The sequence below is a fragment of the Pedobacter sp. genome (assembly GCF_035317785.1).
Lineage (GTDB): Bacteria > Bacteroidota > Bacteroidia > Sphingobacteriales > Sphingobacteriaceae > Pedobacter.
Genome location: NZ_DATHGC010000182.1, coordinates 24224 through 49919 on the forward strand (window position 1 = coordinate 24224; position 25696 = coordinate 49919).

A 25696-nucleotide genomic window follows, 5' to 3' on the forward strand; every position below is an offset into this window, starting at 1 on the left:
GCTACGGGTTCAATACGGTGATGGTTAATGCGGAAGAATTGTGTACGTCATGAAAAATACGATGTGTTGCTTTTTGAAAATCGGCCGGTTCAGCCTGGTAGATGTCCATGAATTTTTGAGGGTTCCTGTCTGCCAGCGGAAACCAGGAATTTTGGATCTGTACCATGATGCGATGACCTTTTTTAAAGGTATGGGCGACATCAGGTAATGTATAGTTTACCTTTGTAATTGTTCCGGGCACAATTGCTTCCGGTCTCTCAAAACTATTGCGGTATTTACCACGCATGATCTCCCCTCTGACCAGCATCTGATAGCCACCCATGATGATGTTTTTTGGATTGGGGGATGGACTTGCAGCATCTTCCGGATAAACATCAATCAGTTTAACCACATAATCAGCATCTGATCCGGTCGTTGATACTACGAGGTTGGCCATAAGCGGGCCAGCCAGCGTAATGTCTTCCGTCAGCGCTTCGGTCTGATATACTTTAACGTCAGGACGGCGGGCCGCAAAGCGCTGGTCGTCTATCATATACTCACGGGTTCTTTTAGCCTGCACACCATCCTGATAAGGGACCGGATGATTTGGATCGCTTATATACTCATCCCAGCTGTCTGTTCTGCCCACTTTTTCAAAACTGAGCTTTCCGTTTGGCTGTAAATAAAGCGTCCTGGTTTTTGTGTCTTTCGGTGGCCAGGTGTCAAATTTTTTCCATTCATTGCTCCCTGTCACAAAGATATTCGCTTCGGCAGGTTTAAAATCCCCTTCACTCTTGAGGTAATATTTAAAGAAAGGAAGTTCAAAATTTTTCTGGTAATCGGTACTGGTGGCCTGTCCAAACTCAATATCACCAAAGCTGCTCCCGGTGCTGCGCACCCACCCGCCATGGAACCAGGGGCCCATTACCAGAATATTATTAGCACCGGGATTTTGTTTTTCTATACTTTTATAAGTAGCAAAAGTTCCATACGCATCTTCCGCATCGAAAAAACCTCCTACCACCATGACGGCAGGTTTTACATTGGTCAGGTGCGGTTGGATGTCTCTCGCCTGCCAGAAAGTATCCAGATTGGGGTGCGCAAAAAGGTCATTCCAGAATTTAATGCTGTCTGCAAAGTATTTGTCTTTCAGATTTTTAACAGAACCAGATTCCAGGTAAAAACGGTAATTGTCAGCAATAGGGAACTGGAAGCTTTTCGGTCCTTTTTCCGGAGTGATCGGTTTAGGTCTCGGTACTCCAAACGTACTCATGAAACCAAAGGCGTCCATCAGGAACAGTGTCCCGTTGTGGTGAAAGTCATCACCCCTGAACCAGTCCGTAACGGGAGCCTGAGGTGAAACGGCTTTTAACGCAGGGTGGGCACCCGGTAATGAAGTCGTGGAGTAAAATCCTGGGTAGGAGATGCCCCATATCCCGGCTTTACCATTGTTGTTTTTTATGTTTTTGACCAGCCAGTCGATGGTGTCGTAGGTGTCAGTACTCTCATCAATATCCTTTTTACTTTTCTTATTGGCAACCTGTGGCCTGATGTCATCGAAAGTGCCTTCACTCATCCATTTGCCCCTCACATCCTGGTATACAAAAATGAAACCTTCCTGCATCATTGCCGGAAAATTACCCAGATTTGTTTTGAATTTGTCAGCACCATAAGGAGCTACCGTATAAGGGGTTCTGTTGATTAGAAAAGGAAATTTTTTAGACGGGTCTTTAGGGATATAAATCGAAGTAAATAACTTAACACCATCCCTCATCGTGATCTGCTGCTCTACTTTAGTGTAATTTTCGAGCACATAAACAGAATCAGTAGTTTGGGCAAGGGCGGGAGCCGCAAAAAAAATAGAAATAACAGTGAGCCAGCGGAGTTTGAAAGGGATCATGATGATATAATAAGATTTAAAATCTAAATATAGCAAATGCAAATGTTTAGTGTTAAAAATGGCATTGAAATGGTCAAAGAAATTACAATCTTTTTAATTAGCTAAGTATTTCAACATAGGTTTATTAACTTAGCACCGTAAAAAAATCCTTTATATGCAATATGATGTAGTTGTAATTGGCTCGGGTCCGGGCGGTTATGTTGGAGCAATAAGATGTGCTCAGTTAGGTTTGAAAACGGCAGTTATAGAAAAATATAAAACTTTCGGGGGAACCTGTTTGAACGTCGGATGCATTCCTTCAAAAGCATTATTAGATTCTTCGGAACATTTTCATAACGCAGCGCACAGCTTTGGAACTCATGGCATTGATCTCAAAGACCTAAAGGTTAATATGCCACAAATGATTGCCCGGAAAAACGATGTGGTAGCACAAAATACCGCCGGTATCCAATATTTATTTAAGAAAAATAAAATTGATGCCTTTGAGGGAGTCGGATCGTTTACAGACAAAAATACAATCAGGATCACCGGAGAAGGCGGTAAAACCGAAACCATAACTGCAAAGAATGTCATTATTGCTTCAGGATCCAAGCCTACTGCATTGCCTTTTTTACCTATAGATAAAAAACGGATCATTACTTCTACTGAAGCCCTCAACATTACCGAAGTGCCAAAACAATTGATCGTAATAGGCGGAGGGGTAATCGGACTTGAACTGGGTTCTGTATACGCCCGTTTAGGGACTAAAGTATCTGTGATTGAGTTCCTGCCCTCGATTATCGCAACGATGGACGGAGGTCTGGGAAAAGAGCTTCAGCGTGTGCTGAAAAAATCTCTGGGCATGGAGTTTTTTATGGGACATAAAGTGACCGGAGCAAGTGTAAAAGGCAAGAAAGTCACTGTTACCGCTGACAATGCAAAAGGCGAGAAGGTGACATTTGATGCTGATTACTGCATCGTAGCTGTTGGCCGTACTGCCTATACCGCTGGTTTGGGATTGGAAAACATCGGCATCAAAACCGAGGAAAGAGGAAACAAGATTCCTGTCAATGAGCATTTGGAGACTGCTGTTGCCGGTGTTTATGCCATAGGTGATGTGATCAAAGGCGCAATGCTTGCCCATAAAGCAGAAGATGAGGGCGTATATGTTGCAGAGCGGATTGCGGGACAGAAACCGCATATCAATTATAACCTGATCCCTGGTGTGGTTTATACCTGGCCGGAGGTTGCTTCGGTTGGTCAGACAGAAGAGCAGTTAAAAGAAAAAGGAGTACAATATAAATCAGGTTCATTTCCTTTCAAGGCGAGCGGCAGAGCCAAGGCCAGTATGGATACCGATGGATTTATCAAAGTACTTGCTGATGCCAAAACAGATGAAATCCTTGGGGTGCACATGATCGGCCCGCGTGCTGCGGATATGATCGCGGAAGCTGTAGTTGCTATGGAATTCAGGGCATCCGCGGAAGACATTGCCCGTATCTGCCATGCTCACCCAACTTATACGGAAGCGTTTAAAGAAGCTGCAATGGCGGCAACCGACAACAGACCCATACATATTTAATAAAATTCACGCGCCTTAGGGCCGGATTTAGCAAAGAAGGCGACAGATTATTCTGCCGCCTTCTTTGCTAAATCCGGATAAGTTTCGTACAAGACCTTTATAGCGATTTCTATGAGCTGCAGATGTTCATACTGATGTCCATGCTGTACTTCCACATTGATATAAGGGATCTTGTTTTCCATCGCATATACAGAAAGCGAACCATCGTCCGGTCCTCTGTCAGACTGCAGGATCACATTTACATTCTTTTTCTTGAAATTATTGAAAAGAGCCAGATCAGTAACCAGAATCAGGTCATCAGGATCTGCCTCAAAGTTAATGTGTACAGAATCGGCTGTCTCTTCAAGCTCGTAGCCTTTCAAATAAGAAGATATTCCAAATCCTCCATCGGCATTATTGTGCAGGGTGAACATATAACCAAGTTTTTTGGCATTGTAGTAATTGAGGATCATTTTTGAGGCTACTTCCAATTGTTTAATCACATCGTCATTATCTGTGTTCCTGTACTTGTCCAAACCCATAACTCTTCCGCCATAAGAATAGATGCTGTTTGGGTCTGTTTGAAAATCCACACCTTTATGGGAGAATTTATAGTTTCGGGTACCTCCATACTGGCAATCAATTATGGAGCCCCCGCTAAACCTAATGTATTCGAATGCGGCTTTAACTCCTGTATCTTCATCATCGTGAATGGCTAAAAAGTTGATCTTAGGTTTGCCATAGCTATATTTGACAAGGTTGATGTCAAGATCATTCAACGTTACGAAAGCAGTGTCTGTTAGCATTCCTTCAAACACCGGTGGGTGCTGGGCTTTTGAGTGGAATGAAAAATTGTAAAACAAGATAATTAAAGTGATGTATTTCAGCATGATGCAAATAATACAACAAAGTAATTATAATTGTTTGGAGAATAAAAAAAAGAGGAACTTTTTAGGGTTCCTCTTTTCTATACCTTCTCTGCTTTGTTCGTCGATTTAGTGACTTTTATCTAAATCATATTCTAATACATCCTTGTGCTTGTAGGGTTCTGTCATCAGTTCATCTATTGTTTTACCTTTTTTATTAAAACCTAATTTATCGAGCATGATGTCGAAAATTAAATAAACAACTGGCACTACAATCAGGGTTAAAAACAATGAACTTGTTAATCCGCCAACGATTACCCAGGCCAGGCCGTTCTTCCATTCTGCACCAGCACCGCTCGCCAAGGCAATAGGGAGCATGCCAAAAATCATGGCGATGGTTGTCATCAGGATAGGTCTTAAACGTGCATGGTTGGCCAAAACAAGCGCTTCAATTGTAGATTTTCCTTCCGCTTTCATGTGATTTGTAAAATCGACCAGGATAATCGCATTTTTCGCAACCAATCCCATCAGCATGATTAAACCTAAGATGGTGAAAATACCTATTGAATTGTTGGTCAGGGCCAATGCAAGAAAGGCCCCGATCAAGGCCAGTGGCAAGGAGAACATGACCACCAATGGATACACAAAGCTGTCATAAAGGGCAACCATAATCAGATAAACCAGAAGGACCGAAGCTAGTAATGCAATACCCAAAGTGCCAAATCCTTCTGCCTGGTTTTCCTGATCACCCGCCCATGCATAGCTTACCCCGATTGGGGCTTTCAATTTGCCGTTCTTTTGCAGGTCTGTCAGTTTTTGCTGGAATTCGGCAACAACCGTACCCGTTGGCCGGCCAATGGATTGCGCTTTGACAGTCACAGAAGTAGACTTGTTTAAACGTTCCAGCTGACTTGGACCCGAACCCTCTGTAATGGTTGCAAACTGGGACAGCTTAATTTGTGCACCTGCAGTATTTACAAATATCAGGTTGCGAACATCGTCTATATTTTTTCTGTTGAAATCCTGATACTGAATGTTGATGTCATATTCGTACTCCCCTTTTCTGTATTTACCATCAGTATTACCGCTAAATGCAGTTTGCATCGTGGTACCAACAGTTTGTAAGGTCAGGCCGACAGCTGACATTTTATCGCGGTCTACCTGAACATTGATTTCGGGTGTACCTTTTTCTACGGATAATTTGATTTCAGTCGCACCGGGAATACCAGCAAGTACTTTTTGTGCACCTTCAGCATATTTCAACGCACTGTCTAAATCTGAGCCCATCACAACCAATTGGATTGGTGCATTTTCTGCAATACCCAAAATACTGATCGGAACCGTTTTTACCTTGGCTCCAACCAATTCCTTAGCCAGGGCGCGACTCATTTTAGTAGCGAAAATATCCGAAGACACACCTTCACGTTTGTCGCGTTCCACCAATTTAACATTGATCTCAGATTTATAAGCAGTTGCCTGCGTACCCCCGAAATCGCCGCTTGCCTGTCCAACCGTAGTAATCAACTGGGTAATCTCAGGCTGTTTGCTTAAGAAAGCCTCAGCTCTTTGTGTGAAGAAGTTGGTTTGCTCCAGGGGAGCATCTTTAGGCAGTTCAATCTGAACCAGGAACTCACCTTTGTCAGATTTAGGGAAAAACTCAGACCCAATAAAACCAGCAATTGGCAACCATACAGCCCCTGCAAATAACACGATTACGGCGATCATCGTACGTCTCTTGTGGTTTAATGACCATGTTAAAATACCTGTAATCCAGATGGTGAATTTTCTCAATTGCTTTTCAAACCACAAAATGAAACGGCCAAATATGTTTTTGCCTTCAATATGTTCCAGTTTACCATATCTTGAAAAAAGTAACGGTACAATAGTAAAAGAAGCAACCAACGAAAGAAGTGTAGCAATAATTACAACCACACAAAACTGACGCAAAATATTAGACACCAGGCCGGAGCTTATTGCAATAGGGAAAAATACGACCACAATTACAAGGGTAATAGATACCACAGTAAAGCCAATTTCTCTTGTTGCGTCAGAAGCTGCCCTAACCTTGTTTTTACCCATTTCCATATGTCGCTGGATGTTTTCCAACACCACGATCGCATCATCCACGAGGATACCTACTACCAAAGACAGGCCAAGCAAGGACATTAGATTTAGTGTAAAACCAAAGAGACTGATGCCAATAAATGTCGCAATTAATGAGGCCGGAATAGATACCATCACAATTAACGCATTACGCAAACTGTGCAAAAAGAAAAGCATTACAAAAGCCACCAGAACGACTGCAAGGATCAAGTCATGAATTACAGCATCTGCAGATTCTAAAGTGAAGATTGAGCTGTCGTTGACAATTTTGATGTCAAGTTTGTTGGCTTCATATTCCAGTTTAAGTTTGTCAATAACAGCATGTACCCCTTTACTTACCTCTACTGCATTCGCGTCACTTTGTTTAATAATTTGAATGGCAATGGCAGCTTTTCTATCGATACGAGCAAGTTTTTCGGTTTCTTTTTGGGAATCCTGAACATCCGCAACATCACCTAAACGGATTTGTGCACCGTCTTTTGAAGTAGTTATAACAAGGTTTCTTAACTCTTCAATGCTTCTGTATTTCCCTGACAAACGGATCAGAACATCCTGGTTTTGCGTTTTTATACTTCCTGTCGGGAAATCTAAATTTGAACTTAAAATCATTTGCTGAACTTGCGGAACAGAAAGATTATAACCCTGCAATTTGTCGGCATCCAATGAAACCTGGATTTCACGTTCAGAACCGCCGATTAGATTTACCTGGGCAATACCGCTAACTCTTGAAATTACAGGAGCGATACGTTTATCAATCAAATCGTAAAACGTGATGTCATCCATATTTGCAGAAGCAGACATGGTGATCACCGGTAAATCATCGAGGGAGAATTTACTAAGCGAAGGCGTTTTTACGTCCTCAGGCAAATCAGAAAGAATCGCATTTACCTTACGCTGCGCATCGTTCAGTGAAATATCGATGTTTGCTGCGTCCGTTAAAGTAATCGTCACTGTAGATAAACTCTCAAACGAAACTGCGTTTATTTTCTTGATGTTTTCCATCGATGATACCGCATCCTCAATTTTTTTGGTTACGGTATTTTCAACCTCGGCAGGCGATGCCCCGGGATAGATAGTTGAAATAGATACTACGTTGTTAGAGAACTTAGGAAGTAATTCATAACCCAACGAAAAGTAACTTAACAGCCCAAGTAAAGTAAGTGCAGTAAATACCACAATTACCAGTGAAGGCCTTTGTATAGAAATGTCTGTTATCTTCATTTTCTTTCTTATTTAACCACGCTAACCGCAGTGCCCTCGGCTAAGTTAATTTGTCCACTGGTGATTACTGTTTCGCCTTCTTTCAAGCCGTCAACAATCTCCACGTTATCACCCAAAATACGGCTTGTTACCACATTGCGAACTTTTGCGGTGCTGGTTGATTTATCCAGCACAAAAACCTGATTGCTGCTCACGCTACCTACAAAAGATGTACGGGGAATTAAAATGCTTGGCGCTTGTTTAGGGAAATTGAAAACCGCAGTTCCGTACATGCCTGCCCTTAAACTGTTTTTTGTGTTATTTGCTACTTCAACTTCGATAGGAAAATTTAAAGTGGCATCGGCTTTTGCCGCAATGAAAGTAACCTTTCCTGAAAATTTCTCATTAGGGAAAACAGAAGATTTAATGTCGATCTGATCGCCTGTTTTGATACTGGCTACCTGAGATTCATTCGCGTTTACTTTAAGTTTCAACTTGGAAACATCAACCAATTCAAACATTTGCGTTCCCTGTGCAGTCACGAAAGCACCTACTTCCACATATTTTTTATTCACGACCCCGTTGATCGGAGATTTAAGATTGGCATCACTTACCTTTCTGGTCGCACTTTGCAATTTCAAACGCGCATTTTGAACCGCCAGTTTGGCCTGGTCCAGTTGCTGCTGGGTTACACCGCCGGTGGCGAATGAACTACTGTATCTGGCTTCGTCCCTAACTGCATTTTGCAGATTAGCCTCAGCAGTTTCCCGGTCAGTGTTGATGATCTCCGCATCAATACGGGCAATCACCTGTCCTCTGCTCACGCGGTCACCCTCTTTTACGAAGATCTTGCTCACACGACCTGCATTCTCAGCCATAAAATTCAATTCCTGGTTTGGCGCAAACACACCGTTTACAATAAAATCCAAATCCACAACTTTTTTCTCTACTGATGCAATACGTACAGCAACAGCACCACCGCCTTCAGCTATGAAAGCAGTTTTCTCGGCATTTTTCTTCTTGTTGTTAGTTAAAACGTAAGCTATTGCACCAAGGGCAACAATAACTACGATTATGATAATGATTATTCTTTTCATTGTAAAAGTGATTTTATATTTCCGTTTGATTTGATTAATTGTATTTCGGCAATCTTATAGTTAAGTAATGCCTGATTGTAATTATTCTGGGCTTCTGTCAGAGAATTTTCAGTCTCCAGCAGGTCTGTCAGGTTTGCCAGTCCGTTGTTATAGTTGTTTTGGGTACTGGTATAAATTTCCTGTGCAAGCAGCACATTCTTACGCTGCGCGTTAATTGTATTCATGTTATTCCTCAATCCGATCTTTGCATTTTCGTAAGCCAGATTTAAGGAGTTTTTTGTTTGCCTGATGTCTTCCTCTACCTTTTTAAGGTTTACATCAGCCTGACGTACCCTTGAACGTGTGGCGAAGCCGTCAAAAATCGGAATCTTTAATGTAACACCCACCGAGGCGATATCAAACCAGTTAGCAGTTGTATTTCCGCCTTTGAAGAGATCAAATTTATTGCTGACTCCACTGTAGTTATAATTGCTGTTTAGTGCTAGTGTCGGGTAGTATTCTGAAATTTTAGCTTTTCTATCCAAAGTGTAAAGCTCTTTCTGAACACGCGCTATCTTAAGTTCAGTACGGTTGTCCAGATCTATACTTTCCGACATCTCCGGCAATTGGGATACTTCAGTTAATTCTGTAGAAGGTAATACAATAGCTGTTTCCACAGGCATTCCCATTGAAAATTTCAATTGGTTCTCCAATTGTCTTATCGCATTTATAATTTGCTCTCTTTGTGTCAGTAAATTGGTCATGTTTACACTGATCCTGTCTACATCTATTTTTTTTGCCAGTCCGTTCTTGTACTGGTTGGCGATGATCTTTTCTACAACTTGCACATTTTTGATGTTGGTGTCGATAACATTCAGTTGCTGTCTGTTTACCAGCACGGAATAATAATTGTTGGCGACCAGTTCTATGATTTGTTCCTCAGAAAGATCAGCGCTCAGCTTATAATAACTTTCACTCGTTTTTGCAGCCTTGAGTCCTGTGAAAACTGTTTGATTGAAAAGCTGCTGATTTAACTGAACACCAGCTCCAGCATTGTATTTTGTTCCTGCTTTGGCAACAATCACTTCACCCGGCTTTTGAAAGAATTCACCAGGCAAAACAATGCTTTGAATAATGAGATTGTCGGTTAAGCTCGCACTACCGGTTAGCTGCGGTAAAGCCTGTGCCCTGATTTCCTCGGTTTTATATTTCCCTGCGTCGATATCCAGCTTAGCTTTACGGACATTGACACTGTTTTGTACGGCATAATTGAGCGCATCCTTCAGCGTCAGCGATTGCTGGGCACTGGCCACATTGGACAAAACTAAACCTAGCAGCAATAAAGAAATTGTTTTTATCTGTTTAATAATCGTATTCATATGATATAGTTAGTAGTCTATTGAAGTCCTTTTATAAATATTTTGGAAAGGCTGAGTTGTTTTTCAAGCATGGCTTTCATTTCCTTTTTACTTGGGAAAAGCTCTTTGTTGCCATGCATGATACAGAGTGAGGTGATGCCGGCAAGGCTTTCAAGATACAGCTCCGCGATCTTGTTTACATCAGTTGGGGCTATTTCCCCCTTTTCTATTGCCCGCTTAAATACTTCCGCATGAAAATCTTCATTTTTCTTTTTCATTTTCAGGAAATGACTCTTCAGTTCATCCGAATTCAGAGAAGAGTCCGGGCTGCCGCCCGATAAATGAAGCATGTAGTATTTTTGAAAGAAACGGTGCTTAACTTCTGTAAAAATGCCCAGACGATCTTCAAGGGAGATATCCGAGACCTTGTCCTTTTCGACGATCTCAAAGTAGTCGGTAAATATTTTATCAATGACGCCCAGTACCAGGCTGTTCTTGTCAGGGAAATAGTAATATAAAGAGGGTTTGGATACCGATAAATCCTCAGCGATCTCATTCATAGTGGTTTTGTTAATCCCATAATGTATGAAACGCTTAATCGCCCCTTCTATAATTACATCCCTTTTTTTATCTGTTTCTACCATTTTACTTTTTTACTTTCTGACTTTTTTATTCTAAGGGTCAAAAATACAGCCATAATCCTGCTTAAGGAATTTTAATGATGAAATTCCTTAAAACTTACAGATAAATGACAATTAATGCCTGGATTGCAGTCCTGAGAGGAAGATTTCAGCAAACATCCGCTCTTTTATGAAAATCTGTTTAAACTGCTCCCTTGCGGGTTGAATGTTTTTATCCTTGGTAAGGATGTTAAAATGTATTCCGGACAAGGCGTCTATAAAGATGTCAGTAGCAAGTTTCGGATCTTCCATAGCCAGTTCGCCGCTGGCTATTCCCCGGCTAAACAGGGAACTTAAAATGATCGCTTCAAAAGTTCTTGCACGCTGAAATTTCTCGTTGAGGCCCTTTGGCAGATCATTACCTATAATCTGATTGGATTCAAAAAGGTTATAGTATTTCTGGATATAGCTCTGCCGTTTTTGAAGAAGCTTAAGTACGCCTTCCGTTGAGGTGGTGGTTTTATCAATTGACCTGACCAGGTCCCTGCTCATGATCTGCATCAGGTATTCGATGGTACTGACGTACAAGCTTAATTTGTCAGGAAAATAGTAATATAAAAGTGCTTTTGAAAAAGAGATGTCCTTGGCGATCTCGGTCATCGTGGTTTTAGAAAGGCCGTAGTGAGCGAACCTCTTTAGTGCAGCTTCAATAATTAATACTCTTTTTTTATCCTGATTTTCCATATAAACAATAATGTGCCGCCTTTTGACATCCTTACACCCTCAGACATCTTTACAATAGAGCCGAAAAATAGGAAATTTTTTTAAATATTATCTTTATCATGTTTATTACACTCCTGTTATCAATTACATTTGTACAATTATCAATCTGTTCATTCTATGTCAGTCCTGCAAGAAAGCATATCCTTAAAGCCATACAATACATTCGGTATACTCGTGAACGCACGATATTTTGCAGAAATCGTTAATGAAGGTGATTTGGTTCAATTGCTGAAATCCCGCCTTATTCAAGAACAAAAACTTTTGGTTTTGGGCGGCGGAAGTAATATCTTGTTTACAAAAGATTTTAACGGGCTTGTGATAAAAGTCGCCATCCAGGGGATAAAGTCAATTGAAGATGGAGATAATGTGATCGTTACAAGCGGAGCAGGTGTGGTGTGGAATGATCTGGTTCAGTATTGTGTTCAGCGGGGTTTTGGCGGCATAGAAAACCTAAGTCTCATTCCTGGGACAGTGGGTGCGTCCCCGATCCAGAATATAGGGGCATACGGCGTGGAACTCAAAGATGTATTTGAATCCTGTGTTGCATATGAGATAGCAACGGGAAGAGCTAAAGTGTTTAACTATAAAGACTGCCGGTTTGGATACAGGGACAGTATTTTTAAAAACGAGCTCAAAGGTCGGTACATTATCACATCTGTCAGTTTAAAATTAAGCAAATCCCCGGATTTGAACATTCAGTACGGGGCCATTAAAGAAGAACTGGCCAATAGGAATATAGCATCACCAACTATCTCGGATGTGTCAGCTGTGGTATCTTACATCAGGGTTAGCAAATTACCCGATCCCTCAACTATAGGTAATGCCGGCAGTTTCTTTAAAAACCCGGTTATCGGCCAGGATGAATTTGCTCCTATCTTAAAACAATTCCCGGGGATAGTCCATTATCCTGCTCCGAACGGAAGGGTAAAACTTGCAGCTGGATGGCTTATAGAACAATGCGGATTTAAAGGAATAGTAAGCGGAGAAACGGGAACCTGGAAAAACCAGGCACTGGTTCTCGTGAACCACGGTCACGCTACCGGTCAGGAAGTGTATAGTTTTTCAGAACAGATCGTCGTTGCTGTGGATGCCAAATTTCATGTTGGGCTTGAAAGAGAGGTAAATATTCTGTGACATCTGGCAGGGCATGCCTCAGAGCCCTGAAAATTAATTTGACAATACTGGAAGTAATTTTTGGTATACCAATTGTATATGTTTTAGTAATGTAAGTTTAAACAAACTGATAAGCGCCACTTATAAAACTCTGTTTGTTTGCCTTTTTAACCCTAAAACTTAAAACATTATGACAAAAAATGAATTCAACCTCCAGCTAAACGACCATTCGGTTTCTTTGCAGTCATTCGCTTTAAATTTTACTAAAGATATAGAAGATGCAAACGACTTAGTACAAGATACCATGTTGAAGGCAGTGACCTATTACAGTAAATTTAAAGAAGGTACAAATTTGAAGGGTTGGTTATTCACCATTATGAAGAACACCTTTATTAACAACTATAGAAGACTAGTGAAAACCAATTCATTAATCACCCAGTCTGATGATATTTCCTCAGCCAATCTGCATTATAGCGCAGCTAAAAACAGCAGTGAAAGTAAATTTGTGATCAGTGATATCAATAAAGCCCTGGCTACTTTACAGCCAGAGTACTACGTGCCCTTTATCAAATATTTCGAAGGGTTTAAATATCATGAAATTGCTGATGAGCTGAATATTCCGATTGGGACAGTAAAAACCAGGATCCATGTTGCACGTCAGATATTAAAGAAATACCTGAAAACATATTCTAAAGACATTCTCGGGGCAGATATAGTCTGATAGGCCTTCGATAAAGGGGATGCCAGTACGGCATCCCCTTTTTTATTATCCAGATTTTTCTGCGGCGTGCTAAAGATGATATTGAACGGGGAGGTTTAATGTAAGGTTAAAAGCATACTTTTGAAACTGAAATTTTGGATACATGAACTATACTTATTTATTGGTCAACATAGTACTCCTGTTGCTGTCGCTATTTCTTTTTTTTAACAAAAGAACAAGGCCTTTGGGAGGATGGACGCTTGCGCTGCCGGCGGCGCTGATCCCGGCCATTTTATTTATTGCCGCATCTCACATGCTCAAGCTTTCTGGGTTTTTGACTTTTGATTCACGATATGTTACGGGCCTCTGTCTTGGAATCCTGCCTTTAGAAGAATGGTTGTTTTGTATCTTAATGCCCTTTACAGGACTAGGTATCTACAGTTTTCTGAACCTGACCTTTCCAGGCACCGGTCTGCAAAAATTTAGTCTTACAGTTAGTAATTTGTTGCTCGGGCTATGTATAGCCATGCTTTTCTTTGCTTATAAATCTGGAAATATATACAGCATAGTTTTCAATGTAATTTTGGTACTCCTGCTTATTTATGTTGAATACTTAAATAAATTAAGGTTCATGTACAGATTTTACCGTGCTTACCTGGTGTATATGATTTTAATTTTTCCTGTTTATTTTATCATAGCAGGCTTGGCCCAGATTCATTCTTATTTTATGATCATACTTCTTGCAAGTGTATATCTCTTTGAGCTTTTTAAAAGCAAAACTAACCTCAGCAAAGCAGCCTGATATGACAGAGCAGCCTCTTTATACCAAACAGCAGCTGGCATTGCGCAACGGACAAGACAAGCCGCAAATCTGGGTAGCCTACAAAGGTCTGATTTATGATGTGAGCGAAAGCAGACTTTGGAGGGAAGGAAAACATTATGAGCATTGGGCAGGACAGGACCTCACCGACGAATTGCCGGACGCACCGCACACCGAAACTGTATTTGAAAAATTTACGGTTATTGGCAAATTAAAATAGGACAGTACAGTCGGTATAAAACGGGATGCCGAATTAATTTCGGACATCCCAACTGTGTTCTTATGTTTCTAAAACCTGCTTACGCCTCAAGAGTAAATGCACTCAGGCTCACAAATTCCTGTACCCTTGCAGCAACTTCAGCGTCCGTTAAGTTGAGGATCTTTTCCGTTCCAAATTTTTCTACGCAGAATGAAGCCAGAGCCGATCCGAAAATGATTGCATTTTTCATGTTGTTGAAATTCACTGTGCCGACTTTTGCCATATAACCAATAAATCCACCTGCAAACGTATCACCGGCGCCGGTAGGATCAAATACATCCGCTAAAGGAAGGGCGGGAGCTGAGAAGATTTTGTCTTCATGGAAAAGCAATGCGCCATGTTCACCTTTTTTGATGATCAGGTACTTTGGTCCCATAGTTAATATTTTCCTTGCCGCTTTAACCAGCGAGTATTCACCGGAAAGCTGGCGTGCTTCAGCATCATTGATGGTCAGCACATCCACCATTTTAATCGTTTCGAGCAGGTCAGGCATCATGATGTCCATCCAGAAGTTCATGGTGTCCAGTACAATCAGTTTTGGGCGTGTTTTAAGCCGTTTAATAACCGTGGATTGCACAACAGGAGTTAAGTTGCCCAGCATCAGGTATTCGCAGTCCTGATAGTTCTCCGGGATGACAGGATCAAAAGCTTCCAATACATTCAGCTCTGTGATCAGTGTATCACGGCTGTTCATGTCGTTGTGGTATTTGCCAGACCAAAAGAATGATTTTTCACCTTCTTTGATTTGTAGCCCTTCAGTGTCTATCCCGTGTTCAGTAAAGATATCGATGTTGTCCTGACCAAAGTCATCACCTATGACGGAAACTATTTTTGTCTTGTCGTAAAAGTAAGATGCGGCTAAACCTGCGTAAGTCGCAGCGCCGCCAACTATTTTGTCGGTCTTTCCGAAGGGTGTTTCAATAGCATCAAAAGCTACAGTTCCTATGATTATCAGGCTCATATATTTTTTTTAATATTTTTTTGCTGCAAATATTGCATAAATAATTTAAAAGCCCTAATATTGCATTCCCAAAACGGACAAAGCTTTATGTTCCTAAACGAATCAAAAAGCCCGTTTTCGGAAGACCAGTACTCCTTCTTAGCTCAGCTGGTTAGAGCATCTGACTGTTAATCAGAGGGTCGCTGGTTCGAGCCCAGCAGAGGGAGCCAAGTTAAAAGCCCATTTTCTATACGGAAATGGGCTTTTTTATGTTGAAGCCGGTCATGTTTATCGCTTTTTTTCCGGCCTGCGATTGATCCAGGCATACGTTTTCCTTTGAAGCAGGTAATCCGGATTGTCATCATTCGCATACGCCTCCACCTCAAAACAAATATTGCGATAGGCTTTATCATGATCCCGGTAGATGAGCAGGTTCAGCAAATAATTTAAGAAATAAAGCACATAGAAAGGCAAGACCAAAAGTTCCAACTGCTGGTGGAAATGGATGAGTTCATGCCGGATGACCCTTCTGATGAGGCTTGCCCCCTGATTTTTAAAAATCATAAATGGGTACACCGCCATTGCTGTCGCGGGTAATTTGCTGATGAAAATAGTGCAGTATCTCATTGTGAATAATACTTGGGTATCTTTTAATCAGGCCTGTTCCAGACCGTCAATATACGCGCCGATAGCAATCACGTAGCACTGCTCCAGGTAATCTTCGGTACGTTGCAGCCATTCGGAGCCAACTTTATAGAGCATGATCTCTTTTCCGTTGGTAAAATTAAGCTTCCATACTTTAAGCTTTTTATAGGTAGTGGCAATGATTTTAACGATTTGGGTAGTGCCGTCTGATAAGCTGATTTTATAATCCATTTTGACGATTGTATAATGACCAATTTAGTTCTTACTTTATTCATAAACGTCACCATTTCAAAAATCTTACATGAGTAAGACGATGAGTTTATTACTAAAAAGACAGTTTTAATCTACAACTGCAATAAAGGCTTTAAGACACAGCTCTGCCTAGGTTCCGTATATGGACCAGGTGAGAGAAAAAAGCCTTTGCCATGGTCCGGTGCTCCAGATAAGCAATATTGAACTCCTTACAGGTTTCTTTAACCAGTTTGTTAATCTGAGGGTAATGCACATGACTGATGCCCGGAAATAGGTGATGTTCAACCTGAAAGTTCAACCCTCCCAAAAACCAGGAAACCAGCTTGCTTTTGGTGGCAAAATTTGCAGTGGTATTGATTTGGTGAACAGCCCATTCCTTTTCGATCTTATTGCTCTCCTCGCTGGGTTCTGGAAACTGGGTTCCTTCAACTACATGTGCCAGTTGGAAAACAACACTGATCGTAAAGCCGCAGACCACAGCAGCAAGGACAAAACCTGCCAGTGCCTCGAGCCAGCCAACCATAATTATTGGCAATATGATATAAATAAATACGTAGGCGGACTTCGTGAGCCAGAAGATCAGGTGCTCCTTGATTTCCATTTTATTTTTCAGCGAAGATTTCCCCATTCGCTGTGAAAAGTACTTTTCAAAATCCTGGTACAGGACCCATGCCATGTAAGAAATGCCATATAGCAAAACCCAGTAAAGGTGCTGAAACTTATGGTATCTCTTTTTAGGCTGTTCTTCATGCATGCGCATAAACTTAATGTCTATATCATGGTCCATACCCTCAATATTGGTATACGTATGGTGGTCAATGTTGTGTTTTTGTTTCCAGAAATGAATAGTGCCCCCTAAAACATTCAGAGAGTAGGCACTTACCGAATTGACCCAATTGTATTTGGAAAAACTTCCGTGCCCGCCCTCATGCATGATATTGAAACCAACGCCCGCAAGGTTACTTCCAAACAGGCAGCAGAGCAAAATCGCTATGAGCGGATGAGGGGTAAAGAAAACAAGAACAGCATAAATGGCAAGAGCGGAAGATGCGAAAAGGATACTTTTAAAAAACAGCTTGCTTCCTCCAGTCCTGGGAAGCTGATTTTCGCTAAAGTACAGATTGACTTTCGTTTTTAATGACTTAAAAAAGGGACTTCCGGTATTATTAAATTTGATGGCTGACATGCGTTAATTTGAGTGTATCTATATAACGCTGAATTGGGAGCTATGTTGCAGTCCCAAAACAGCTGTTGTTATTTTAAGCGGTTAAACACAAACAAATCCTTGAACACCCACTTGCCATTCTCCTCATTGCCCCTGGCAATAACGAATTGATCAGGAGAGCGTTTTTCATATAAAATACGCAGACCTCCGCCTTCTTTCTGGAAGATCGCCCGGTCTTTGGCTGCCTCCACAAAAATGTAACGGTCTTGCTTATCTTTTTCTTCCAGCCCGGTCAAGCCGGGTTTAAAGTGCTTGACCATCGAAATCAATCCCTGTTCGGATTGTTCGTAGGCCAGTATTTCATAAAGATCTGCCTTGCCGCCTTTCATCATGCGCATGAAGCCAAGTATATTTTCGCCCTCAGGCACCAGCCAAACCCCCTCAATGGACTGTCCTTCAGGAGTAATTGCTTTCCACTGACCCTGAATAAAAGCAATATCTGCAACAGAACCTTTCGGCGGTGTCTGGGCATAAGTTTCCGGCAACAGACCGATAAATAACAAAAGAAACAAAAAGGTGTAAGCGTGTCTCATAAACGACTGATTAAATGAAAAATTAAGAATTAAATATACATAATCAATTTAATTATCAACAAAGCTATCGGCGGATCAGACGCAGATTTAAATGCGCTATATGAATAAAAGTATCAGTAATATAAAATATCGTAGCCTCGTTTATAGAAATACCTCGATAAATTTGATCATGGCAAAATGTCTTTTCATCTTATTCTTCCTGCTGTGTGAGTCCGGTTACACAAAAGCTGTAACACCTAAGTATCAGGATACCACAACTGTATTTAAGATCTGGGATAAGGGCGGCCATCAGGCTTTCACCGATCTCATAAGGTTTAAGAACACATTTTATTGTTCATTCAGGGAGGGTGAAAGTCATGTTGCCGCAGGAAGCAGCGGAAAGATACGGGTATTAAGGTCCAAAGACGGATCAAAATGGGAAAGTATAGCCTTACTGGAAATCAATAACCTCGATCTTCGTGATCCCAAGCTGTCTGTCACACCCGACAATAAGCTGATGATCACTTTGGCAGGCGCAGTATTTCAGAATGGGGTTCCAACTGTGATGGTACCAATGAGCTCTTTCTCTGATAAAAATGGTATGAACTTTTCCGTGCCCGTAAAATGTGTTCTCGATCCTTCCATTAATCCGACTCAGGACTGGATATGGCGGGTAACCTGGTATAAAGGAGTAGGATACGGTGTCAACTACCAGCTAAAGGAAAATGCGAAAGATCGTACAACCTTAAACAAAGACGCCTGGGTTCTTTATCTGATGAAAACTACTGACGGCATAAACTTCCAAAATATAAAGAAGCTGGATGTCGAAGATCTGCCAAATGAATCAACCATCCGCTTTGATGAAGCCGGAATGATGCATATTCTAATCAGAAGAGAAGCAGGCGACAAGACGGGAGTCCTTGCGGAAAGCAGACCGCCATACACCAACTGGACCTACAACAAACTGGACTATAGACTAGGCGGTCCTAACTTTATATTTCTTAATAAAACAAGACTTCTTATTGGAACCAGAATTTACGATGACGGTCCGTCTACCGGGTTTTATGTCACAGACCTTAAAGGGAAAATACTTAAAACTTTAAAGCTGCCAAGCGCAGGTGATACCAGCTATCCGGGGATGCTGATCTTTAAAAATGAATTATGGACCTCCTATTATTCCAGTCATGAAGGGAAAACCAGTATTTACCTGGCGAAGATTCCATTGAGTACCTTATTCCATTAGCATTTCCTTAAATAGGCCCGATTCTCCGGGAACTGGATAAAATAGTTTAGGCATTGGACAAATTATTTAGCACATTTTTAATCTTTAAAATTTAGCTTAGTTTATTAATAATTAGGTACTTACGAGGGATTAAAATCGAAATTTCAATTGAAATTTCAGGGGGTAAATAATTAACCAGATAAATTATAAAACTATGGAACAAATTTCTACAAAACGTAGTGGGATCCGATGTTTAAAGTACAAACGGGAGGGTTGGCTTCAACACAGGAGAACCTATATCTTGACTGTATTTTTAATATTGTGTGCGATCACGCAGGGATATGCACAAAAAAGCATTACCGGTACAGTAAAAGATATCCAGGGTACATTGCTTCCCGGGGTAAATGTTAAATTAAAAGGATCCGGCACCGGTGCAAGTACTGACAAAAACGGAAGATACGCGCTGCAAATTTCTGATCTCTCAGGAACATTAGTGTTTTCTTACATCGGCTTCAATGCTTATGAGGTAACAATAAATGGGCGAAGCACACTGGATGTTGTCCTGCAGGAAAGTGACAATTCCTTAGAGGATGTTGTGGTTGTAGGATACGGTACAAAAACCAAGGCGTCCTTAACCGGTGCGGTCTCCAGCATTACCAGTAAAGAGCTGCAAACCACAACTACTCCTGATGTCCTGAATTTAATGACCGGTAAATTACCTGGTGTAAGGATTGCCCAACGATCTAGTGAACCAGGGAATTATGTGGCTTCTTTCGATATCAGGAATATGGGTAATCCCCTTGTTATTGTAGATGGTGTTCCCGGAGATAATTTCAGAACACTGGATCCGAATGAAATAGAAAGTATCACCGTACTAAAAGATGCTTCTGCTGCCGTATATGGTGTGCGGGCAGCCAATGGTGTACTATTGGTTACTACCAAAAAGGGAAAAGCTGGAGAATCGCAGATAAGTTATTCGGGAACATATGGCGTTTCTGAGTTTACACGGACACTCAAACCTTTAAATGCGGAACAAAATGCTGTTTTAAACAATGAATCTGCCTTTAATACTGCATATAATGCCTCTGTTAACAATGGCAGGATATCTGTACCTCCTCCATTTTCTCAACAACTGATAAATAATTACCGGGATGGTACCCTACCCAGTACAGACTGGTATGACGCGGTGATCGACAAATATGCACCACAAGCAACTCATAATCTAAGTGGCAGGGGTGGTACTGAAAAAATGACTTATTTTTTCTCCCTGGGGTATATTAATGAGCAGGGAATGTGGAAAAGCGGCGATCTGTATGCGAAAAAATATAATGTGCGGTCAAATCTGACAGCGAAGATTACCAAAGATCTTGAGGCCGAATTTTTAATCAATGGTGTTAAGGATAGCCGCCACGAGCCTTTGGAAACTTCAGCGGGAATAATTAACATGGTAGTGAATATGTTGCCTTCCCTATCGCCCTTTGCTAATAATGATCCGAAGTATTTGCAGAATGTATTTGAACAGCGTAATCCTTATGCAGGGTCAATAGATGAAATCGGAGGCTACAGACAAAAAGATAACCTGAATGTAAACGGAATTTTTGCCCTCAATTATACTGCTCCTTTTTTAGATGGCCTTAGAGCAAGGGTAATGTATAACCAGGGGGTCACCAACAGCAATCTTAAAGATTGGAAAAAGAAACACATCCTATATGATTACGATGTGGTAACCACAGTGTATAAACCCACACTGGCAAACGCGCCCAGCCGTTTAACAGAAACCACAGGCAAATATACTCAATCTGTTATGCAGGGTTCTTTGAATTATGACAAGACCTTTCTGAAAGATCATACATTAAAAGCCACATTGGTTTTTGAGGATACAAAAAGGATGGTTACAGGCCTTACCGGTTTCAGACAATTTTCACTGGACGAAGTTGACCAGTTATATGCAGGTGATGTGCTAAACCAGTCTACGACTTCTGCAGGCACCAATCTTTTATTTACCGGTTATGCTCCTCAAACCTATCCGCTGGAACTTCGTAATCAGGCTTACATCAGCAAATTAGCTTATGATTACAAAGGCAAATATTTGTTTGAAGGGACATTAAATTATAATGGTTCATCTAAGTTTGCTCCGGGGCATCAATGGGGCTTGTTTCCTGCCATATCGGGAGGCTGGAGAATATCAGAAGAAGGATTTATAAAAAACAATTTCGCTTTTATCAATAACTTAAAATTTAGAGCCTCCTGGGGTAAATTGGGTGATGATGGAGCTGCTTCATTTCAATGGCTAACAGGATATAATTATCCCGGACCAATTTCGGTATATGGAGATGCGACACAAACCTCGGTTACAGGTTTAAACTTCAGAGGTCTTCTAAATCCTGATCTGACATGGTACTCTGCTGCGATTACTGACATTGGACTGGATGGAGACTTCTGGAATGGAAAACTGAATTTCTCCCTTGATGTGTTCAGACGTGTACGTGAAGGTTTACTAACCACGCGTGCAACATCGCTTCCTACAACAGTAGGGGCTGCCTTACCTCAGGAGAACCTTAACAGCGACCAGTCTAACGGTTTTGAGATTGCCTTAGGTCATGCCAACAGGATTGGCGATTTCCGGTTTAACATAACAGGAAATATGGCTTTTGCACGTAATAAGAACCTTCATGTGGAGCGGGGTAAAACGCTTTCATCGTATGATGACTGGTGGTTAGCAAGTAACGCTAACAATAGGCTGACCAATATATTTGTGGGCTATGGATATGACAGAATGTTTAATTCCAGGGAAGATCTTAACAATGCACCCCCACAGGATGGACAAGGAAATCGCACACTTTTGCCTGGGGATCTGAAATATGAAGATTGGAATGAAGATGGTGTAATAGATACAAAAGATATTTACTCCGTAGCCCGCACAGCCGATAAGCCTGAAGTTACATTTGCATCTACTATAGACCTTGAATGGCATGGATTTGATATGAATTTTCTGTTGCAGGGGGGTACTTCATTCTTTGTACGTTACAAAGGATTGCATCTGGAAGGCCCTCTGGTATATGGTCGTAATGGATATTCTTTATTTATGGATAGGTGGCACAGAGAATCGGAAACGGATCCGAACAGTGCCTGGATACCGGGCAAGTATCCTTCAACAAGAGCCGTACAACCAAACTCCGGTCTGCAGAATTGGAACGCATCTCCATTTTGGATACATGATGCCAGTTATTTACGTCTTAAGAGTTTGGAAGTCGGATATGCCATCCCGCAGCAGCTGATTAAAAAATTAGGAGCAAAAAGACTTAGGATATTTGCAAATGGATCAAATTTGCTAACCTGGTCAAAATCTGCCAAGATGGAAGATCCTGAGCTATACAATTCACAGTTTGGCCTGGAATACCCCATCACTAAGATTTACAATTTCGGTTTAAATGTTATTTTTTAATTAAGGACATGAAAAAGACAGTACTCTATATATTTATATTTTCATTATGCATATCTTGTAAGAACGCATTAAATATAAAGCCTCAAAATATCATCCAGGATGAAGCTATATTCTCCAGTGAATCAGGTATCGAAGCATATATGGCTTCGCTGTATCAGCAGGCACCCCTGGAAGACTTTAACTTCTGGACACTTCGTGGAACAGCTCCAAATACCCAGGTAGGAGAACAGATAGCTCATTATACAGAAGAGGCCATAAACGTTTCAGGATATGACCCTGTTAATATTGGAGATGGGAGAAACCTGCCGCAATGGAATTATGTACAAATAAGAAATATAAATAACTTCATTGAAAAATTACCAGCTTCTAATCTTGAGGCGGCTAAAAAGAACAATTGGTTAGGTGAGGCTAAATTTTTAAGGGCTTACCATTATTTCGAAATGGTGAAACGATATGGAGGCGTTCCATTGATTACCATACCTCAATTGTTTACTGGAAGTAATATCGAAGAACTCTCGGTTGCGCGTAATACGGAAAAAGAGATCTATGATTTTATAGCTAAAGAACTCGATGAGGCTGCTTTGCTGCTAAGTGAAACGAGTGTTAGGGGCAGGGTGAACAAATATGGAGTTTACGCTCTGAAATCACGTGCTATGTTATTTGCGGGCTCTATTGCAAAATACGGCACAATGCAATTAAATGGTACCTTAGGTATCCCTGCGGGCGATGCAGATATATATTGGCAGCTGGCATATGATGCTGCTAAAAAGGTGATAGGTTATGGAAAGTATAGCCTTTACAGAAAAAACGAAAACAAAACACTGAACTTTCAGGCTCTTTTTCTTGATCAGACCATTGCCAATACCGAAGCTATTTTTGTCAGAATTTTTAAATATCCCGAAAGAGGGCATTCGTACGATCAGTATAACATTCCATGGGGAGTAAGAGGTGGTTCAGGTTATTCAGGTTCTTTAAATCCTACTCTGGAACTGGTTGAAGAATTTGAATATATTGAGGGTTCACCCGGTAAACTGAAATTAACTGATGGCTCTGGTAATCCAATAAAATATAACAATGCTATTGATTTGTATGCCAATAAGGATCCTCGTTTTGCGGCCACAATCATTTATCCATTTTCGGATTGGAAAGGCACTGTTATCGATGTGCAAGCTGGATTAATAGACGGTACATCTACCATAACTACAACTAACTATGCCGAATTATATGATGTTGTTAGTAAAATCAAGGGTAACAAGGGTATCCGGATTATTGGCTTAAATGGTATAAGCGGCGGAACCCAGATATCGCAAACAGGCTATTACGTCCGAAAATACATGGATCCGGTATATACACCATCAGAACTTATTCCCGGCAGGCAGGATCAGGATTGGATTGACATGAGATATGGAGAAGTACTGCTAAACTATGCTGAAGCAGCCATCGAACTAAACAAAGTATCTGATGCCAAAACAGCGATCAACGATATACGTGACCGTGCCGGAATAAAATTGCTGACAGATGCTGAGGTTACACGTGATAAAATAAGACATGAAAGACAAATTGAGCTGGCATTTGAAAAACATCGTTACTGGGATATCAGAAGATGGCGTATTGGCGAATCTTTAATGAATGCAACACGTTATAGTGCCATTCTTCCATTTAAGGTGCTCGATGACAATACCTGGATATTCAAAACAGCGAAGGCAGGTAATCCTAAAACATTCCTTAACCGCTTTAACTACGAATGGATTGATCAGGCGCACCTTACTGTAAATCCTAAACTGATCCAAAACCCTGGTTATTAATTAAAAACACTCACATGAAACAGTTAACTATTTATATAATGCTGGCCGCACTTCTGATTGCTTGTAAGAAAAATGACAATTATGCAGAGCCGGATGCAGGAATTAATGTAACCGTTATTGATAATATGACCAATAAGCCGCTTGAATCTGAAAGGCCAAATGGAACTATTATTAAAATGATCGAGCTGAAATATCCTTACTGCAGCACCTGCGGCCGCTGGGATATGGGACCTGACGGTATATGGAACAATACGAAACAGTTTGCCGGAGATTATAAGGTGTTGCCTGTTGAAGGCCCGTTTCTTCCTACAATAGATACGCAGAGGGTTACTTTAAAAAGTAATACCAAAGCTATGCTTAATTTTGTGATAACTCCCTATTTAAATGTAATTGCAACGGCTACACCAACAACGGGCGGCGTAAGTATAAGCTATACCATAGCAAGAAGTACTGTTGCAGGTAAGATCACTGAAAGCAGGACGATGGTATCCAATATACCCACAGTAACTACAACGGTTTTTGATGTGATTAATGGATCTAACAAAACTACCGTCCGCAGCCATACCGCAGTAATTGATGAAACGGTCCTTTCCACTACGTATACAGATGTGTATACTGGCCTGGAAACTGGCAGAACGTACTATATTAGGGCCGCTGCCCGTACAGCCAGCAGTGTCAAGTATAATTATAGCCCGACACTAACGATAAAAGTTCTTTAATTGTTCCTCACAGCTTATCCGAAATTATAAACTATAAAAACATCAGATTATTTAACTATGTCAGACTCTTTTATCAATCGTCGAAAATTTGTAGGTATGGCCAGCCTGGTGGCAGGTACAACGCTATTGCCAGGGTTTACTTTTGCAGAACCAGCCATTATTGACCGCAAGATCAGAATGGGTATTATAGGCGGGAATTTCGGCTCTGGTTTTCAGTTCCATGAACACCCAAATTGTACAGTTGAAGCGGTGAGCGACCTCCGTCCCGAACGGCGTGACAAATTGATGCAGGTTTACAAATGTGCAAAAAGCTATGAATCACTCGAAAAACTGATACTGGACCCAAAAATTGAAGCAGTTTTTATCGCCACTCCAGCTCCGGACCATACCCGCCATGTCCTGGCCAGCCTGCAGGCTGGCAAGCACGTTTTGTGTGCAGTTCCCGTCGCAACGACACTGGAAGACTGTGCTAAAATTCTTGCCGCCGTTAAACGCACCGGGCTTACCTATATGATGGCAGAAACTTCAGTATGGTACCAGAATACCATTTCTGTGCGTAAATTATATCAGGAGGGTGCGTTTGGTAAGATCTTCAGCGCAGCTGCCGAATACAA

22 protein-coding genes and 1 tRNA gene are annotated in these 25696 nt (G+C 41.2%); 11 read left to right on the forward strand and 12 right to left on the reverse strand.

Features of this window, described 5'->3' with window-relative positions; genetic code table 11:
• Position 1: 1 nt before the first annotated feature.
• Complete coding sequence (locus VK541_RS11130) at positions 2–1879, reverse strand: CocE/NonD family hydrolase (RefSeq protein WP_324370021.1); 1878 nt, start codon at positions 1877–1879, stop codon at positions 2–4.
• 154 nt (positions 1880–2033) lie between these two features.
• Between VK541_RS11130 and lpdA the strand changes: the two genes are divergently transcribed.
• A complete protein-coding gene (lpdA, locus tag VK541_RS11135) occupies positions 2034–3440 on the forward strand; it encodes a dihydrolipoyl dehydrogenase (RefSeq protein ID WP_324370023.1) in 1407 nt (468 codons plus the stop codon).
• Between the two features lie 47 nt (positions 3441–3487).
• Here the strand turns inward: lpdA and VK541_RS11140 are convergent, their stop codons facing one another.
• From VK541_RS11140 to VK541_RS11165, 6 genes are all read right to left on the reverse strand, one after another.
• Positions 3488–4309 carry a hypothetical protein gene (locus tag VK541_RS11140; protein ID WP_324370025.1) on the reverse strand — a complete coding sequence of 274 codons (822 nt, stop codon included), beginning with the start codon at positions 4307–4309 and terminating at the stop codon, positions 3488–3490.
• Between the two features lie 105 nt (positions 4310–4414).
• Positions 4415–7609 carry an efflux RND transporter permease subunit gene (locus VK541_RS11145; protein ID WP_324370027.1) on the reverse strand — a complete coding sequence of 1065 codons (3195 nt, stop codon included), beginning with the start codon at positions 7607–7609 and terminating at the stop codon, positions 4415–4417.
• 8 nt (positions 7610–7617) lie between these two features.
• Positions 7618–8685, reverse strand: a complete 1068-nt coding sequence (locus VK541_RS11150) for an efflux RND transporter periplasmic adaptor subunit (RefSeq protein ID WP_324370029.1) — start codon at positions 8683–8685, stop codon at positions 7618–7620.
• A complete protein-coding gene (locus VK541_RS11155; RefSeq protein WP_324370031.1) occupies positions 8682–10043 on the reverse strand; it encodes a TolC family protein in 1362 nt (453 codons plus the stop codon). Before VK541_RS11155 ends, VK541_RS11150 begins: the two co-directional genes overlap by 4 nt.
• A 17-nt stretch (positions 10044–10060) precedes the next feature.
• Complete coding sequence (locus VK541_RS11160; protein WP_324370033.1) at positions 10061–10666, reverse strand: TetR/AcrR family transcriptional regulator; 606 nt, start codon at positions 10664–10666, stop codon at positions 10061–10063.
• A 111-nt stretch (positions 10667–10777) separates the two neighbouring features.
• Positions 10778–11386 carry a TetR/AcrR family transcriptional regulator gene (locus VK541_RS11165; protein ID WP_324370034.1) on the reverse strand — a complete coding sequence of 203 codons (609 nt, stop codon included), beginning with the start codon at positions 11384–11386 and terminating at the stop codon, positions 10778–10780.
• A gap of 156 nt (positions 11387–11542) precedes the next feature.
• Between VK541_RS11165 and murB the strand changes: the two genes are divergently transcribed.
• The 4 genes from murB to VK541_RS11185 all read left to right on the forward strand — a co-directional run bounded on the left by murB (position 11543) and on the right by VK541_RS11185 (position 14278).
• Positions 11543–12559, forward strand: a complete 1017-nt coding sequence (murB, locus tag VK541_RS11170) for a UDP-N-acetylmuramate dehydrogenase (protein WP_324370036.1) — start codon at positions 11543–11545, stop codon at positions 12557–12559.
• 169 nt (positions 12560–12728) lie between these two features.
• Positions 12729–13259, forward strand: coding sequence for an RNA polymerase sigma factor (locus VK541_RS11175; protein ID WP_285060005.1), 531 nt, complete (start codon positions 12729–12731; stop codon positions 13257–13259).
• Positions 13260–13401: 142 nt separating this feature from the next.
• The gene (locus VK541_RS11180; protein WP_324370039.1) at positions 13402–14040 is read left to right on the forward strand and encodes a lycopene cyclase domain-containing protein; all 639 of its coding nucleotides are present in this window, start codon (positions 13402–13404) and stop codon (positions 14038–14040) included.
• A 1-nt stretch (position 14041) separates the two neighbouring features.
• Entirely contained in the window at positions 14042–14278 is a 237-nt protein-coding gene (locus VK541_RS11185) for a cytochrome b5 domain-containing protein (protein WP_324370041.1), read from the forward strand.
• A gap of 79 nt (positions 14279–14357) precedes the next feature.
• Here the strand turns inward: VK541_RS11185 and VK541_RS11190 are convergent, their stop codons facing one another.
• Entirely contained in the window at positions 14358–15278 is a 921-nt protein-coding gene (locus VK541_RS11190; RefSeq protein WP_324370043.1) for a PfkB family carbohydrate kinase, read from the reverse strand.
• 132 nt (positions 15279–15410) lie between these two features.
• Here VK541_RS11190 and VK541_RS11195 point away from each other — a divergent pair.
• Positions 15411–15487, forward strand: a tRNA-Asn gene (locus VK541_RS11195).
• A gap of 58 nt (positions 15488–15545) precedes the next feature.
• On the opposite strand, the gene VK541_RS11200 is transcribed toward VK541_RS11195, so the two are convergent.
• From VK541_RS11200 to VK541_RS11215, 4 genes are all read right to left on the reverse strand, one after another.
• Entirely contained in the window at positions 15546–15884 is a 339-nt protein-coding gene (locus tag VK541_RS11200) for a hypothetical protein (RefSeq protein ID WP_324370045.1), read from the reverse strand.
• Positions 15885–15911: 27 nt separating this feature from the next.
• Positions 15912–16133, reverse strand: coding sequence for a hypothetical protein (locus VK541_RS11205; protein WP_324370047.1), 222 nt, complete (start codon positions 16131–16133; stop codon positions 15912–15914).
• Positions 16134–16266: 133 nt separating this feature from the next.
• Positions 16267–17340 (reverse strand): acyl-CoA desaturase, encoded by a 1074-nt coding sequence (locus VK541_RS11210; RefSeq protein ID WP_324370049.1) that lies wholly within the window; start codon positions 17338–17340, stop codon positions 16267–16269.
• 68 nt (positions 17341–17408) lie between these two features.
• Positions 17409–17912, reverse strand: a complete 504-nt coding sequence (locus VK541_RS11215) for a DUF6265 family protein (protein WP_324370051.1) — start codon at positions 17910–17912, stop codon at positions 17409–17411.
• 169 nt (positions 17913–18081) lie between these two features.
• Between VK541_RS11215 and VK541_RS11220 the strand changes: the two genes are divergently transcribed.
• The 5 genes from VK541_RS11220 to VK541_RS11240 form a co-directional block, all read left to right on the forward strand.
• Positions 18082–19134: a hypothetical protein gene (locus VK541_RS11220; protein ID WP_324370053.1), complete on the forward strand. Its 1053-nt coding sequence runs from the start codon at positions 18082–18084 to the stop codon at positions 19132–19134.
• A 280-nt stretch (positions 19135–19414) separates the two neighbouring features.
• The gene (locus VK541_RS11225; RefSeq protein ID WP_324370055.1) at positions 19415–22558 is read left to right on the forward strand and encodes a TonB-dependent receptor; all 3144 of its coding nucleotides are present in this window, start codon (positions 19415–19417) and stop codon (positions 22556–22558) included.
• 8 nt (positions 22559–22566) lie between these two features.
• Positions 22567–24363: a RagB/SusD family nutrient uptake outer membrane protein gene (locus VK541_RS11230; RefSeq protein WP_324370057.1), complete on the forward strand. Its 1797-nt coding sequence runs from the start codon at positions 22567–22569 to the stop codon at positions 24361–24363.
• A gap of 14 nt (positions 24364–24377) precedes the next feature.
• Positions 24378–25082 (forward strand): hypothetical protein, encoded by a 705-nt coding sequence (locus tag VK541_RS11235; RefSeq protein ID WP_324370059.1) that lies wholly within the window; start codon positions 24378–24380, stop codon positions 25080–25082.
• 57 nt (positions 25083–25139) lie between these two features.
• A partial coding sequence (locus tag VK541_RS11240; protein ID WP_324370061.1) for a Gfo/Idh/MocA family oxidoreductase occupies positions 25140–25696 on the forward strand: 557 nt, incomplete at its 3' end.

Coding starts and splice junctions, on each gene's coding strand:
- VK541_RS11130 (WP_324370021.1), bottom strand. CDS start 1,879: ATGATCCCTTTCAAACTCCGCTGGCTCACTGTTATTTCTATTTTTTTT.
- lpdA (WP_324370023.1), top strand. CDS start 2,034: ATGCAATATGATGTAGTTGTAATTGGCTCGGGTCCGGGCGGTTATGTT.
- VK541_RS11140 (WP_324370025.1), bottom strand. CDS start 4,309: ATGCTGAAATACATCACTTTAATTATCTTGTTTTACAATTTTTCATTC.
- VK541_RS11145 (WP_324370027.1), bottom strand. CDS start 7,609: ATGAAGATAACAGACATTTCTATACAAAGGCCTTCACTGGTAATTGTG.
- VK541_RS11150 (WP_324370029.1), bottom strand. CDS start 8,685: ATGAAAAGAATAATCATTATCATAATCGTAGTTATTGTTGCCCTTGGT.
- VK541_RS11155 (WP_324370031.1), bottom strand. CDS start 10,043: ATGAATACGATTATTAAACAGATAAAAACAATTTCTTTATTGCTGCTA.
- VK541_RS11160 (WP_324370033.1), bottom strand. CDS start 10,666: ATGGTAGAAACAGATAAAAAAAGGGATGTAATTATAGAAGGGGCGATT.
- VK541_RS11165 (WP_324370034.1), bottom strand. CDS start 11,386: ATGGAAAATCAGGATAAAAAAAGAGTATTAATTATTGAAGCTGCACTA.
- murB (WP_324370036.1), top strand. CDS start 11,543: ATGTCAGTCCTGCAAGAAAGCATATCCTTAAAGCCATACAATACATTC.
- VK541_RS11175 (WP_285060005.1), top strand. CDS start 12,729: ATGACAAAAAATGAATTCAACCTCCAGCTAAACGACCATTCGGTTTCT.
- VK541_RS11180 (WP_324370039.1), top strand. CDS start 13,402: ATGAACTATACTTATTTATTGGTCAACATAGTACTCCTGTTGCTGTCG.
- VK541_RS11185 (WP_324370041.1), top strand. CDS start 14,042: ATGACAGAGCAGCCTCTTTATACCAAACAGCAGCTGGCATTGCGCAAC.
- VK541_RS11190 (WP_324370043.1), bottom strand. CDS start 15,278: ATGAGCCTGATAATCATAGGAACTGTAGCTTTTGATGCTATTGAAACA.
- VK541_RS11200 (WP_324370045.1), bottom strand. CDS start 15,884: ATGAGATACTGCACTATTTTCATCAGCAAATTACCCGCGACAGCAATG.
- VK541_RS11205 (WP_324370047.1), bottom strand. CDS start 16,133: ATGGATTATAAAATCAGCTTATCAGACGGCACTACCCAAATCGTTAAA.
- VK541_RS11210 (WP_324370049.1), bottom strand. CDS start 17,340: ATGTCAGCCATCAAATTTAATAATACCGGAAGTCCCTTTTTTAAGTCA.
- VK541_RS11215 (WP_324370051.1), bottom strand. CDS start 17,912: ATGAGACACGCTTACACCTTTTTGTTTCTTTTGTTATTTATCGGTCTG.
- VK541_RS11220 (WP_324370053.1), top strand. CDS start 18,082: ATGGCAAAATGTCTTTTCATCTTATTCTTCCTGCTGTGTGAGTCCGGT.
- VK541_RS11230 (WP_324370057.1), top strand. CDS start 22,567: ATGAAAAAGACAGTACTCTATATATTTATATTTTCATTATGCATATCT.
- VK541_RS11235 (WP_324370059.1), top strand. CDS start 24,378: ATGAAACAGTTAACTATTTATATAATGCTGGCCGCACTTCTGATTGCT.